Source organism: Staphylococcus petrasii, assembly GCF_002902565.1.
Classification (GTDB): Bacteria; Bacillota; Bacilli; order Staphylococcales; family Staphylococcaceae; genus Staphylococcus; species Staphylococcus petrasii.
Window position 1 is genome coordinate 48,925 of record NZ_PPRC01000027.1, and the last position, 15,713, is coordinate 64,637.

General features: G+C 32.6%; 10 protein-coding genes. 7 read left to right on the forward strand and 3 right to left on the reverse strand.

The window, feature by feature from the left end; genetic code table 11:
• Window positions 1-57: 57 nt before the first annotated feature.
• Window positions 58-684: a DUF443 family protein gene (locus CD127_RS05745; RefSeq protein ID WP_103366058.1), complete on the forward strand. Its 627-nt coding sequence runs from the start codon at window positions 58-60 to the stop codon at window positions 682-684.
• Between the two features lie 119 nt (window positions 685-803).
• Here the strand turns inward: CD127_RS05745 and CD127_RS05750 are convergent, their stop codons facing one another.
• From CD127_RS05750 to CD127_RS05760, 3 genes are all read right to left on the reverse strand, one after another.
• Window positions 804-1,808 (reverse strand): glycerophosphodiester phosphodiesterase, encoded by a 1,005-nt coding sequence (locus CD127_RS05750; protein ID WP_103366059.1) that lies wholly within the window; start codon window positions 1,806-1,808, stop codon window positions 804-806.
• A 190-nt stretch (window positions 1,809-1,998) separates the two neighbouring features.
• Window positions 1,999-3,381, reverse strand: a complete 1,383-nt coding sequence (argH, locus tag CD127_RS05755; protein WP_103366060.1) for an argininosuccinate lyase — start codon at window positions 3,379-3,381, stop codon at window positions 1,999-2,001.
• Window positions 3,374-4,576: an argininosuccinate synthase gene (locus CD127_RS05760; protein ID WP_103366061.1), complete on the reverse strand. Its 1,203-nt coding sequence runs from the start codon at window positions 4,574-4,576 to the stop codon at window positions 3,374-3,376. Before CD127_RS05760 ends, argH begins: the two co-directional genes overlap by 8 nt.
• Before the next feature lie 324 nt (window positions 4,577-4,900).
• On the opposite strand from CD127_RS05760, the gene CD127_RS05765 reads away from it, so the two are divergent.
• The 6 genes from CD127_RS05765 to addA all read left to right on the forward strand — a co-directional run bounded on the left by CD127_RS05765 (window position 4,901) and on the right by addA (window position 15,566).
• Window positions 4,901-6,232: a glucose-6-phosphate isomerase gene (locus CD127_RS05765; protein ID WP_103297619.1), complete on the forward strand. Its 1,332-nt coding sequence runs from the start codon at window positions 4,901-4,903 to the stop codon at window positions 6,230-6,232.
• Between the two features lie 357 nt (window positions 6,233-6,589).
• The gene (locus CD127_RS05770; protein ID WP_235851326.1) at window positions 6,590-7,165 is read left to right on the forward strand and encodes a TVP38/TMEM64 family protein; all 576 of its coding nucleotides are present in this window, start codon (window positions 6,590-6,592) and stop codon (window positions 7,163-7,165) included.
• A 4-nt stretch (window positions 7,166-7,169) separates the two neighbouring features.
• Entirely contained in the window at window positions 7,170-7,694 is a 525-nt protein-coding gene (gene lepB / locus CD127_RS05775; RefSeq protein WP_103366063.1) for a signal peptidase I, read from the forward strand.
• Between the two features lie 14 nt (window positions 7,695-7,708).
• The gene (gene lepB / locus CD127_RS05780; RefSeq protein WP_103297616.1) at window positions 7,709-8,281 is read left to right on the forward strand and encodes a signal peptidase I; all 573 of its coding nucleotides are present in this window, start codon (window positions 7,709-7,711) and stop codon (window positions 8,279-8,281) included.
• A 126-nt stretch (window positions 8,282-8,407) separates the two neighbouring features.
• Complete coding sequence (gene addB / locus CD127_RS05785; protein WP_103366064.1) at window positions 8,408-11,896, forward strand: helicase-exonuclease AddAB subunit AddB; 3,489 nt, start codon at window positions 8,408-8,410, stop codon at window positions 11,894-11,896.
• Window positions 11,889-15,566 (forward strand): helicase-exonuclease AddAB subunit AddA, encoded by a 3,678-nt coding sequence (gene addA / locus CD127_RS05790; RefSeq protein WP_103366065.1) that lies wholly within the window; start codon window positions 11,889-11,891, stop codon window positions 15,564-15,566. The genes addB and addA overlap by 8 nt, the downstream gene beginning before the upstream one ends.
• Window positions 15,567-15,713: the final 147 nt, after the last annotated feature.

The window sequence follows — 15,713 nt, forward strand, 5'->3', positions numbered from 1 at the left end:
CTTGTTTATGAAACAGGAACAAGTTATAGCGTTGTTTTATGTTATGGAGCTGATAATTTGCTTGAAGCAAGAGGAATGGGTCTACATAAAAGACTCAAATACAGAATAATCAATTGTAACGGTAAAAATTACTTAGTAGATTTAACTAATAACTGGTTAACCTATGTTTTGCCTATGCTTAACTGGTATATTCCTAAAAAGTGTAGAGAACTCACTGACGAAGAAATTGATGAATTAGGATTATATAGAGGTAAAAATAATGGAGGCGCAATATGGAGTACTGTGGGAACTGGCGTCCTTCTTAGTTCTTTTGTAAGATCTATTGAACATTATTTCGATACCAATATTAGTGATTTTTTTAATATTATTATTTGTCTCGTTTATGCGATATTAGTAATTATTTTTCACATTTACATATATAATAAAAAGAAAATTAAACACATTAATTTTGCTAATAGTACTAATAAAATAATAATAATTCCTAGGATTAAATTTCAACTAGTTATGATATTGTGGTATTTAATGTGTGGATTTTTTACTTTCGCAAGTGTTGATTTATTAATCGACTATCATGTAAGAAATATTCTTTTATATTTATGCTATTTTCTGATGCTATTCATGTTTTCAATAACGAATATGCTAACTATTCCAGAACAAAAAGTTTATGTGAAATTCCCAAAATAGTAATGAGTTAAAATCATACTGTCTTTCAAAATAAAACACTAGTTATATTACTACTGATTAAATGTAGTTATGATAACTAGTGTTTTGATTTTATAATCTTCAAACTGAATTAAATTTTATTATTGAGCTGAAACAGCTTTATATTGGTCGGCATAGTTAGTGAATACGCCGTCTACACCATATTGATTAAGTCGTTGCATATCAGCAACTTCATTCACTGTGAAAGGATGGATAATGAAGCCTAAGTCTTTTAGATGAGCCGTGTTTTGTGCAGTTAAATCACTATATTCAGGACCAACACCGATTGCGTATGAACGGATGCGTTGTAAATCCGCTTCACTTTGTTGAGTTAATTCGTTTTTATCTAATAATCGAATTAACGGAACGCTAGGTGCTAAATTATGCATTTTTTGTAAGCTTTCTTCTGAAAATGACTGTACTAACACATGACCATTATTTAAAGAATCTGAAGTTAACATATTATGACGTTTTAAAGTATCGAGTAATTGTTCTTCCATTCCAGGATAGACATCTGGTGTCTTAGTTTCGATATAATAATTCGCACTAGTACCATAACGTGATAATATTTCATCTAATGTAGGCACTTTAGCATTGCTATATTCAGCATTTGCATATTGAGGATTTGCTTGATTAAACCAAGAACCAGCATCAAGTTCTTTTAATTGAGCTAACGTATAGTCTTCAACTCGACCAGTTCCATTAGTCGTGCGGTCTACCGTTTCATCATGCATAGCTACCAAATGGCCATCTTTAGTACGTTGTAAATCAATTTCAATGTAAGAGGCACCTAATTGGTTATGACTTTTATCATAAGAATAAAATGTATGTTCTGGTGCATAGCCACTTGCACCTCGATGAGCTATAGTACTAAATCGTTCACCTGTTAAATTTGTAGTCCATTTAGGATTATCTGTGCGATAGTGCGTATTAACAGGAACTTGTTGCGTTTGATTGTCTTGGCTTGCTTGAGTATTGTCTGAAGATGTTGTTGAAGGGATAGGGCCTGTACCTGCGCCACTTGCTTTAACTGGAGTATGTAAAATAGTGAGTCCTAAACTAGCGACAGTTAAACTTGAGATTATTGCTTTATTTGTTGCTTTCAAAAAAATCCATCCTTTCAAATTTAAAGTACATCTCAAATTTAGCAAAGCTATATTTTGAAAGGAAGTCTCTTAGCGAAAGCTTATCGTAACTCTTAAAATTTTAAAAATTACTCAATATAATTAACGTAAAATATAGAAAAATCCCCCTATACATACGTATTAGCGTATGGTAGGGGGAGACTGGTTTAAATTATTTCGCTTTTAAAATATCTTCTGCTACTTTTAATTGCTGACGTACCGCCTCTTGGCCGGTAGAACCATAGCTTTTTCTACGATTGAGACAACGTTCTGGTTTTAAATAATCATAAACGTCAGTATCGATAGCCTCATTCAATTCTTTATAACGTTCAAGTGGTACATCGAGTAAGTAAATACCTTGTTGAATACATTCGAAGACAATTTTACCTACAATTTCATGTGCTTTTCTAAATGGTACTTGTTTCTCTACTAAATAGTCAGCAAGTTCTGTCGCATTAGAGAAATCTTGATGTACTGTTTCATTTAAACGATCAGTATTGACTGTTAATGTATTAAGCATACCTTCAAAGATACGTAGTGATCCTTTGACTGTACGCACTGAATCGAATAAACCTTCTTTATCTTCTTGTAAGTCTTTGTTGTAAGCAAGTGGTAACCCTTTTAATGTAACAAGCATACTCATTAAATGCCCGGTAGTTCGTCCAACTTTACCACGAATTAGTTCAGCCATATCTGGATTCTTTTTCTGAGGCATAATAGATGACCCAGTAGAAAACGCATCTGCTAATGTAATGAATTTCGCTTCATCGGTAGACCAGAAAATAATTTCTTCCGCAAAACGTGATAAATGTACCATAGTTAATGAAATATTATGCAATGTTTCTACTATATAATCACGATCACTTACAGCATCTAAACTATTTTCATAAATATATTCAAAGCCAAGCAACTTTTGCGTTTCATGTCTATCAATAGGGTGGGTAGTTCCACTTAAAGCGGCTGCTCCTAATGGTGAAATATCAATACGCTTCATACTGTCAGTGAAACGTGAATCATCACGTTCAAGCATCCAGAAATAAGTCATAATATGGTGCGCAAATGAAATAGGTTGCGCACGTTGCAAGTGTGTATAGCCTGGCATAATCGTATCTACATGTGATTGGGCAAGTGTTAGAATTGATGATTGGAATGAACGAATAAGCGCTTGGATTTCTTGAACCTCTTTTTTAACGTATAAATGCAAGTCAGTAGCTACTTGGTCATTTCTGCTACGACCTGTGTGCAATCTTCCGCCAGCATCACCAATTCTTTGAATCAATTCATGTTCGATGTTTAAGTGTATATCTTCAAGTGACTGCTTAAATTCTAATTTATGATGATGGAAGTCTTGCTGAATATCTTTTAAGCCTTTGATGATGGCTTCTTTATCTTCATTAGAGATAATATGTTGATTAGCTAACATTGTTGCATGAGCAATACTACCTTGTATATCTTCATCTAATAGTGCTTGGTCAAAGTCTATTGAAGCGTTAAATTCATCAACCCATTCTTCAGGTTGCTGTTGAAAACGTCCGCCCCACGCTTTATTACTCATTACTATAACCTCCATGTAAGTAAGCATTTACTTGAGTAGGTAAGCCATAAATATCAATAAATCCTACCGCTGCAGATTGATTAAAGGCATCTTCTTTTGTATAAGTTGCTAATTTTTCATTATATAAAGTGTACGGAGATTTTCTTCCGTTAACAATCGCATTACCTTTAAATAACTTCACTCTTACGTCACCTTCAACGTATTTTTGAGTGCTATCAATAAATAATTTTAAACTATCAGTTAAAGGTGAGAACCATAATCCGTTATATGTTTGTTCTGCAAATTGTTTTTCAATGACAGGTTTGAAGTGAGCGACATCTTTAGTTAAGGTAAGTGTTTCAAGTGCTTTGTGCGCTTTTAAAATAACTTCAGCACCTGGAGTTTCATATACTTCACGAGATTTAATACCTACTAAACGATTTTCCACATGATCGATACGTCCAATACCATGTTTGCCAGCAATGTCGTTTAATTTAAGAATTAATTGGTCTAAGTCATAGTCTTGATGGTTAAGTTGTACTGGAATACCATTTTTAAATGAAAGAATAATTTCTTCAGGTGTGTCAGGTGTATCTTCTAATTCAGCCGTTAAATCATAGGCATCCTTAGGAGGTGCTGCATAAGGATCTTCTAAAATACCACATTCATTGGCGCGACCCCATAAGTTTTGGTCGATTGAATAAGGTGAATCATGATTAATGCTAACTGGGATACCATGTTTAATCGCATAATCGATTTCTTCTTCACGGCTCCAACCCCATTCTCTTACTGGTGCGAATGATTTAAGATTTGGATTTAATGCCTTAATTGCTACTTCAAAACGCACTTGGTCATTTCCTTTACCTGTACAACCATGCGCAATACCGATTGATTGTGTTTGTTCAGCAATTTCAACTAATTTTTTAGCGATGAGTGGACGAGATAATGCAGAAACGAGTGGGTAACTATTTTCATACATTAAGTTTCCTTTAATTGCATAACTTACAAAGTCATCACTAAATTCTTTTGTTGCATCAATAATGTGACATTCAACAGCACCCATGTCTAAAGCTTTTGAATGTACTAAGTCTAAGTCTTTACCTTCACCGACATCTAAACAAACGGCTACTACATCATAGCCTTTATCTATTAGCCATTTGACTGCCACGCTTGTATCTAAACCACCTGAATATGCTAATACAATTTTATCCTTCATATACTCACCTCATAATTTTTCTGAAAATTAATATAACTTCATACTAACAGAAGTATAATGAAAATAAAACCATTTTTTTACATAATTATACATAATAATGGATTAAGTATAGAATTTTGAGTATGTTCAAACCTTTTAAATAAAGGGATTTTGAGTATTTTTTTAAAATAATAATAAATAAAGAATATTCATTTGATTTTCACGAAAAGTGACTAAATATTGACCAATATGACAGATATTTGTGAATTGACAGACTTGTTAATTGAATAGGGGACTTAAAGTTAGTAGAATTAAATTAATAAGGAAATCAGGAGGCTTTTTTAAATGACTCATATTCAATTAGACTATGGTAAAACTTTAGAATTTTTCGGACAACATGAATTAGATCAACAAAAAGATATCGTGAAAACGATTCATAAAACTATCCATGAAGGAACTGGCGCTGGTAATGATTTCTTAGGTTGGGTAAATTTACCTGAAGATTATGATAAAAAAGAATTTTCAAGAATCGTAGAAGCTGCTAAACGTATTAAATCAAATTCAGATGTATTAGTAGTGATTGGTATTGGAGGTTCATATTTAGGTGCACGTGCGGCAATTGAAATGTTAACTCCAGCTTTCCGTAATAATACGGAATTCCCAGAAATTGTCTTTGTAGGTAATCACCTATCTTCAAGTTATACTCAAGAATTAGTAGACTATTTAGCTAATAAAGACTTCTCAGTTAATGTTATTTCTAAATCTGGTACTACAACTGAACCAGCAGTAGCGTTTAGATTATTTAAAAAATTAGTTGAAGATAAATATGGTAAAGAAGAAGCGAAACAACGTATCTTCGCTACAACTGACAAAGCGAAAGGTGCTTTAAAACAATTAGCAGACAATGAAGGATATGAAACATTTGTTGTACCTGATGACGTAGGTGGCCGTTATTCTGTATTAACTGCTGTAGGTTTATTACCAATCGCAGCGGCTGGTATCAATATCGAATCAATTATGATTGGTGCTAACAAAGCACGTAAAGAATTATCATCTGATAATTTAGATGAAAATATTGCTTATCAATATGCGACAATCCGTAACATTCTTTATAGCAAAGGCTATACTACTGAAATGTTAATTAACTATGAGCCTTCTATGCAATATTTCAATGAATGGTGGAAACAATTATACGGTGAATCTGAAGGTAAAGATTTCAAAGGTATCTATCCATCAAGTGCAAATTACACAACTGACTTACATTCTTTAGGTCAATATGTACAAGAAGGTCGTCGTTTCTTATTTGAAACAGTTGTGAAAGTGAACCATCCTAAACACGATATTACTATTGAAGAAGATAGTGAAGATTTAGATGGCTTAAACTACTTAGCTGGTAAAACAATTGACGAAGTGAATACTAAAGCGTTTGAAGGTACTTTATTAGCACACACTGACGGAGGCGTGCCAAATGTAGTGGTTAATATTCCTCAATTAGATGAAGAAACATTTGGTTATGTAGTATACTTCTTCGAATTAGCATGTGCTATGAGTGGTTACCAATTAGGCGTAAATCCATTTAACCAACCAGGCGTAGAAGCATATAAACAAAATATGTTTGCTTTACTTGGTAAACCTGGATATGAAGATAAGAAAAAAGAATTAGAAGAACGTTTATAGAAATTAAGTTCAACTACAATTTAATATCTATAATGAAGTTAAGAGGCTGGGACAATAATAAAATGTCTCAGCCTTTGTTAACATATTGGCAGTAGCTGACTGATTTGAAAATGCACTTAAATTAAGCTTTTTTCAAACCTAGTCACCCTTGCCGGGGCAGGACGACGAAATTATTTTAATTTCTGTCCTGCGCCCTTTCTTCTATACTATTATATTTAAATCTAAGGGATGAGTTGATGCTACTACCTGTGACTGATTTATTGTAATAAAGGTAGATTTCTAACTTAATGTGTGTAAAATATTTCATGTATAATAGCGTTAAAGAGTGCTATTAACTTTAAGGAAGGATTCGATGCGATAGTGTTCCATCAAATTGAGCAATGGTTTAACGTACTACAAGAATTAGGTTATTTCGCAGGCTTCATCATACTCTTTTTGAGAGCTATTGTACCTGTACTTCCGTTAACATTATACGTTATTATGAATGTTCATGCGTACGGTTTTCTCATAGGAACGGGGATTAGTTGGCTAGGTATTGTTTCAGGTACTTACACCGTTTTTTATATTTGTAGGAAATTTGTTAACGCTCATTTTATGCAAAAAATTAGAGAAAGAAAATCAGTAAAGAAATTAACCCATTTCATTGATAGACAAGGTATTGTACCTATTTTTATTTTAATGTGTTTTCCGTTTACGCCCAATACGCTTGTCAATTTCGTAGCAAGCTTATCACATATTAAAGCAAAATATTACTTTCTGATATTACTTATTTCTAAATTAATATCTATTACTTTTTTAGCAGTGATGGGAAAAGAAGTTACAACATTTTTAACACATCCAATACGTGCGATTGCTCTAATTTTAGTCACCGTGGCACTATGGTTTATTGGGAAAAGAGTAGAAAAACATTTTATGGGTGCTGACGAGGAGTGACGATGTGCGAAAGATAATGAAATGGATTGTGCCGTTAATATTTGCCATCATATTTGTATTGTTTATTCAAACCTTTATTGTTAGAGGGGCAGTAGTAACCAATGATGAAATGGCACCGACACTTAATAAAAACGATCGTCTTATCGTTAATAAAATCAAAGTGATATTTAATTTATTAGATGATGGTGATATCATTATGTACCGTCAGAATCATCAACTTCATTTTAGTCGCATTATCGGAAAAGCGGGCGAATCAATCGAAGTAAGAGATGGTAAATTATATCGAGACGATAGACAAGTGAATAAAAATTATGCTAAAAATAGAGATATTAATAATTTAGCATTACGCGATTTGAATAATTCTAATGGAGATATCATTCCACCTAATTCGTATGTTGTATTAAACGATAACGGTGATAAAAAAAGCGATTCAAGAACTTATGGCTTAATCAAGGACAAAGATATTGTTGGCGATGTAAGTTTGAAGTATTATCCATTTAAAGAATTTACCTATCAGTTTAACAAGTAGATGAGGTGTTATATTTGAAAAAAGAAATAATCGAATGGATTGTCGCTATAGCGGTAGGTCTATTACTTGTATGGGTAATGGTCAACTTTGTCGCTAAATCATATACTATAAAAGGCGACTCAATGGATCCAACTCTAAAAGATGGTCAACACGTAATGGTGAATATTCTTGGATATAAAGTTGGAGACGTGAAAAAAGGGAATGTCATTGTCTTTCATGCCAATAAAAAAGATGATTATGTAAAACGTGTCATTGGTGTTCCTGGAGATAACGTTACGTATAAAAATGACAAACTTTATATCAATGGTAAAAAAGTGGATGAACCATATTTAGATTATAATGAAAAACGTAAACAAGGCGAATATATTACAGGATCATTCGAAACAAAAGATTTAACAAATGCGAATCCAAATTCTAATGTTATTCCTAAAGATAAATACTTAGTACTTGGAGATAATCGAGAAGTAAGTAAAGATAGTCGTGCATTTGGTTTAATAGACAAGAATCAAATTGTCGGTAAAGTTTCATTTAGATTCTGGCCTTTAAACGATTTTAAATTTAATTTCAATCCAGATAATAATAAGTAAATTTTAAGTGGGGTAGAATTCAGCACATTGAATTCCATCCCACTTTTATTTTTTATAAATGAAGTTATAAATAGTTTTAGGGAACGTATGTTCTATGTTAAAATAACATTAAAGGAGTGGGGAATAATGGAATTGAATGCTTACCTTGGCAGAGCAGGTACTGGTAAATCACATCAAATGATTAATAATATTAAAAGTCAAATGAAACAAGATCCGCTAGGTGATCCAATTATTTTAATCGCACCTACACAAAGTACGTTTCAATTAGAACAATCATTTGTTAACGATAAAGAACTAAATGGAAGTTTAAGAACAGAAGTTTTACACTTTGAACGATTGAGTTATAGAATTTTTCAAGAAGTTGGGGGCTTAACTGAGGAACGTTTAACTCAAGCTGGCACAGAGATGATGATTTATAACCTTGTTCAACAACATAAATCAGAGCTTAAATTATATAAATCACAAGTGAATTATTATGGATTTAGTGAGAAATTGAGTGAACAAATCCAAGATTTTAAAAAATATTCAGTCACACCTGAACATTTGGATTTATTCCTACAAGAGAATGAACTTCAAACAAGAACACGTCATAAATTAGAAGATATTGCGCTCATATATCATTATTTTGAGGAACGTTTACAAGGTGAATTTATTACTTCTGAAGATAGTTTGAATCATTTTATTCAAATTATGCCTCAATCAGAGTGGCTTAAGCGTGCTGAAATATATATTGATGGCTTCTATAACTTCTCAACACTTGAGTACCAAATTATTAAGGCACTCGTACAAAATGCTAAAAAAGTGACAGTCCTTCTTACAACTGATGGCAATGAAGATCCGTTTAGCTTATTTAGAAAGCCATCCGAAGTTTTAACGCATTTAAAAGAAATTGCCAATGATTTACATATTGAGTTAAACGAAGTTTATTTTAAAAAACAATATCGCTTTAATAATCAAGACTTACTTCAACTTGAACAGCAATTTGATGCGTTACAAATTAACCCAATTGCTCACCAAGGTCATATCAATATTCTAGAGTCTTCTAGTATGCGTGAAGAGGTTAATGAAATAGCACGACAAATTATCAAAGATACACGTGATAAACAATTCAGATATCAAGATATTGCTATATTATACCGTGATGAAGCCTATGCGTATTTATTTGATTCCGTATTACCTCAGTACGACATTCCATTTAATATTGATGTTAAGAAATCCATGACACATCATCCAATTATGGAAATGGTGCGCTCATTACTCGAAGTTATTCAAACCAATTGGAATATAAGTCCAATGATGCGTTTGTTTAAGACAAATATTTTATCTAATCATTTTAAAAATAGTGATTATTTAATTGATTTACTGGAAAATTTTGTTGTAGAACGTGGCATCTATGGGAAACGCTGGTTAGATGAAAAGTTATTTAGCATTGATAATTTTACAAAAATGGGCCGTAAAGAACATAAATTAACAGAAGAAGAGCGAGCAACATTTGAACAAGTGGTTCAACTAAAAAATGACATGATTGATAAAATAATGCGTTTTGAACAAGCAATGAATGACGCAAATCATGTTAAAGGGTTTGCGACAGCTTTCTATGAAACGATGGAGTCATTCGATATACCTAAATATTTGATGGCTCACCGAGATCAATTGGATGTAGATGGTGATCATGAAGCGGCTGAGGAAATCGACCAGATTTGGAATGGTTTAATTCAAATATTAGATGATTTAGTCATTGTCTTTGATGAGGAAGAAATGACATTAAACCGCTTCTTAGAAGTATTCGACATCGGTTTAGAGCAGTTAGAATTTTTAATGATTCCTCAAACATTGGACCAAGTGAGTATTGGTACGATGGATTTAGCTAAAGTTGATAATAAAAAACACATCTATATGGTAGGCATGAACGATGGTGCGATGCCTCAACCAGTTTCTTCTTCTAGTTTAATTACAGATGAGGAAAAGAAAGTATTTGAGGAACAAACACGAGTGGAATTAAGTCCTACTTCTGATATTTTACAAATGGACGAGGCCTTTGTTTGTTATATTGCCATGACACGTGCTTGTGAACAGGTGACATTTTCATATAGTTTAATGGGCGTGCAAGGAGACGAAAAAGAAAAAAGTCCGTTCTTAAATCAAATTCAAGCATTATTTAATGGGCTTGAAGTAACTAACATTCATTATGAACATAACGCACATCCATTAACGCTTATGGAACACCCTCATCAAACTAAAATCACGTTATTCGAAGCGCTTAAAGCATGGTTAGAAGATGAAATGGTAGCAGAGGTATGGTTAGATGCATATCAAGTTATGCGTGATAATGACGAGCTAAACGATGGACTAAATTATTTATTAACTGCATTAACTTATGATAATAAAACCGTGCAATTAGATGAAGATTTAGCGACATCATTATATGGTAAGGCGATTAACGCTAGTGTATCTCGTTTCGAAGGCTATAACGATTGTCCATTCCAACACTATGCTAATTATGGATTACGTCTAAATGAACGTACGAAATATAAATTAGAAACGTTTGATTTAGGTAACATCTTCCATACCGCTTTAAAATATATTTCGGATAAAATTAATGGCGATTTTAAACATCTCGATAATCAAAGAATTCATGCGTTAACGCTTGAAGCTTTAGAAAATGTATTACCAAACATCCAGTTCAATTTAATGGATTCTAATGCATATTATCGTTATGTCTCTAAACGTATCGGTGTGATTGTAGAAAGTACGTTAAAAGCATTGCGTTATCAAAATGAACATACGAAATTTAGACCTCAACGTTTTGAAACAGGATTTAGAAAAACGCCACGTGATGAAGAAGAATTAATAGCTCAACCTCTAATCACGAAACAAGGTATTCCTGTGAATATTCGAGGCCAAATCGACCGTATTGATACGTATACGACAAATAATAAAAGTTTCATCAATATTATAGATTATAAATCTTCTAATTATAGTGCTAACTTGAATTTGAAGAAAGTATACTATGGTAAGCAAATGCAGATGATGACTTATATGGATATTGCCTTACAAAATGCGCAACGTTTAGGTTTGAGTGAAGAAGTTAAGCCTGGCGGATTGTTGTACTTCCATGTTCACGATGAACGTCTTAAATTTAAGCACTGGGGTGAAATGGTTGATGATGCTTTAAAAGAAGAAGCATTAGACAAAGCATTTCTTCAAGAATATAAATTACGAGGCTTAGTTAACAGTGATGCAGATGTTGTAGATGCTATGGATATTCGCTTAGATACAACACCTAAATCTGACATTGTACCGATTACACTGAAAAAAGATGGCGGTTTTAATGCTAAAGGAAGCAGTGTAGCAGATGAAACAACGATCCATAAATTCATCAAACACAACAAGGATAACTTTATTGAAACTGCTTCAAACATTATGGATGGGCATACTGAGGTGGCACCATTAAAATTTGATAATCAATTACCGTGTCAATTTTGTAGTTTTCAATCAGTTTGTCATGTCGATAGCATTATTGATAGTAAACACTATCGTCACGTTGATGAATCTATTGATCCAATACAAGCGATTCAAGAAGTGGAGTTAGAAAGTGGGGATAATGATGAATAATATACCTGTTAAGCCACAAGATGCACAGTGGACAGATGCACAGTGGGAAAGTATTTATGCTAGCGGGCAAGATATTTTAGTAGCAGCTGCTGCCGGTTCAGGTAAAACTGCAGTATTAGTTGAACGTATCATTCAAAAGATTCTTAGAGATGGCATAGATGTTGATAAATTGCTTGTCGTAACTTTTACTAATTTAAGTGCGAGAGAGATGAAACATCGAGTTGAACAACGTATTCAACAAGCGTCTTTACAAGAACCTGATAACGAACATCTTAAAAATCAACGCATTAAGATTCATCAAGCCCAAATTTCAACACTGCATAGTTTTTGTTTAAAGATTATTCAACAACATTATGATGTTATCGATTTAGATCCTAACTTTAGAACGATTAGTGATGTTGAAAATGTTCTACTATTAGAACAATCTATTGATGAAGTGTTAGAAAAACATTATGAAGACCCAGATATAGCATTTCTTACGTTAGTTGAACAATTGTCTAATGACCGTAATGATGAGCAATTTAGAGGTATATTAAAACGATTTTATAATTTCAGTATTGCAAATCCATCGCCTTTTGCATGGTTAGATTCATTAACGGATTTATATGACAATGAAGAATTACAACAAGAGTATATTGCAGAACTTAATAGATTAGCATTGATTTATATTAAAGCAGCTTATGACTCATTATTAGAAGCGGATAATAATTTTTCTAATAGTATTGGAACAGAAAAACATCTTGATGTAATGAAATTAGAAAAAGCCAAATGCGCTAAAATGATGGAAGGTAGTGTAGTTAATCGTGAGATGATTATCAACTATACACCTGAGAAGTTGCCTCAAATTTCTAAAAAACTTAAAACTGAAAATGAAGATGAAGGTATTGACCCTCAAACTTTAGTAGACGCTAAAGGATTTTATGATGAGTATAAAAAAATACTCGATAAAGTTAAAAATGAATATTTAATGCGTTCTGTAGAAGAATTAAAAGCAGATATGAATAAGCTAGGGCCTCGTATTCATTATTTAATTCAAATAGTTAAAGATATTATTAGTGATTTTGCTGAAAAGAAACGAAGTCGTAATGTCTTAGACTTTGCTGATTATGAACACTTTGCATTGCAAATATTAACTGATGAACAAGGAAACCCGTCAAATGTTGCTAAAGATTACCGCCAACAATTTGAAGAAATTTTAATAGATGAATATCAAGATACGAACCAAGTTCAAGAAGCGATTATTTCAACTATTAAACGTGGCGACGAATCAAACGGTAATCTATTTATGGTAGGGGACGTTAAACAATCTATTTATAAATTTAGACAGGCAGATCCTACATTATTTATGAATAAATATAATCGTTTTGACAAAGTAGGCGAGCAAACAGGTTTACGTATCGATTTATCCAAGAATTTCCGTTCGCGTAAAGAAGTCTTATCAACAACGAACTATTTATTTGACCATATGATGGATGAAGAAGTCGGTGAAATTAATTATGACGCTGATGCACGATTATATTTTGGTGCTACAAAGTATTCAGATAAGTCGATGCCACTCGAATTACATGCCCTTATTCAGTCTAGTAGTGAAGACAATGATTTAGAAAAAGTAGAACAAGAAGCGCAATACATTGTAAAACAAGTAGAAGATATTATTGAGAACAAACTTGTCTATGATATAAAAACAGAATCATATCGCCAAGCTACATTCAAAGATATCGTCATTCTAGAGCGTGGGTTAAGTAATGCACGTAACCTGCAACAAGCGTTTAAAGATCACAATATTCCATTTCACGTTAAAAGCAAAGAAGGTTATTTTGAACAAACAGAAGTGCGTCTCGTTCTATCATTTTTAAGAACGGTAGATAATCCTCTACAAGATATCTATTTAGTGGGCTTAATGCGTTCAGTAATTTATCAATTTACAGAAGACGAGCTAGCACAAATTCGTGTTGTAAGTCCTCACGATGACTATTTCTATCAATCTATTATGCATTATCTTCAAGATGACAATGCACAACCAGCATTGAAAGAGAAATTGCAACGCTTCCTCGACGATTTAGCGCAATATCAAGACTATAGCCAAGAACATCCTGTGTATCAACTCATCGATAAATTTTATAACGACCATTATGTTATCCAATACTTCAGTGGTTTAGTAGGTGGAAAAGGCAGACGCGCAAACTTATACGGTTTATTTAATAAAGCGATTGAATTTGAAAATTCAAGTTTCAGAGGATTATATCAATTTATTCGATTTATTGATGAACTTATTGAGCGTAATAAAGACTTTGGTGAGGAAAATGTAATTGGACCTAATGATAATGTTGTAAGAATGATGACAGTACATAGTAGTAAAGGATTAGAATTCCCATTTGTCATTTATTCAGGTCTATCAAAACAATTCAATAAAGGCGATATACGTCACCCTCTAGTACTTAACCAAAAGTTTGGTTTAGGTATGGATTACTATGATTTAGAAGAAAATATTGCGTTTCCATCTTTATCTTCAGTAGTGATTAAATCCATGATTGAGAAAGAATTAATTTCTGAAGAAATGCGTTTGATTTACGTAGCGTTAACACGTGCAAAAGAGCAATTGATATTAATTGGAACCGTAGATAAAGAAGAAACGTTAGCTAAATTTGAACGTTTACCAATCGCTAAAAATCACATTGCGCTACATGAACGTTTGTCTGCTACTAGACCGTTCGATTTAATTTACGGCATTTTAGCGAAACACAAATCAACATCATTAGTACCTGAACTACAATTTGAAACATCTATCGATAATTTAGATGAAAGTTTATATCCTTCAGTAGATATTAAAACTGTTTATTTCGATGATCTTACTTTTGATGAAGAAAATCAAAAAAATGAACATAGAACGGTAGAGGATATTGAAACAAGTGGCTCAAATGATGATGGTTTAAAACAACAAATCAATGAGCAGTTATCATTTAAGTATTCTTATATTAATGATACGAAAAAGCCATCGAAACAATCCGTTTCTGAGTTGAAACGTCAACTTGAAACAGAGGAAAGTGGTACAAGTTATGAAAGAGTTAGACAATACCGTATTGGAGTAGCAACTTATGAGCGTCCTCATTTCTTGAGACAGAATAAAAAGCGTAAAGCAAATGAAATAGGTACATTAATGCATACAGTCATGCAACATTTACCGTTTAAAGAGGACCGTTTAACAGAAACTGAATTAGATGAGTACATTAATGGTCTAATTGATAAACATATTATCGAAGCAGATGCGAAGCAAGACATTCAATACGAAGAAATTATGAGATTTGTAAGAAGCGACTTATATATGAAGATTGCTCAAGCAGATAAAGTATTTAGAGAATTACCTTTCGTAGTGAACCAAGCTAAAGTAGATGAAATGCCAGAGAATGATGAAGACGTCTCTATTATTCAAGGTATGATTGACTTAATTTATTTAAAAGATGGCCAATATTATTTCGTTGATTATAAAACAGATGCATTTAATAAACGTAGAGGTATGACGGAAGCGGAAATAGGTCAGCAGCTACGTGAGAAATATAAAATTCAAATGAAATATTATCAAAATACTTTAGAAACGATACTTGGTGCGAAGGTCTCAGGTTCACTTTATTTCTTCCAATATGAAGAAATAAGCGTAAATGAAGATGAATAAAAAGCTAAATGTTAAATGTTTTTATGTGCACTGAAATATATATCTAAATTGGTTGAATTTGTTCATGTTACTTTTAAAATTGAATTAAATATACTAAATTTCTAAAATTTCAGACAGATATATTTGTGATTTAATTATGTTTAAAGT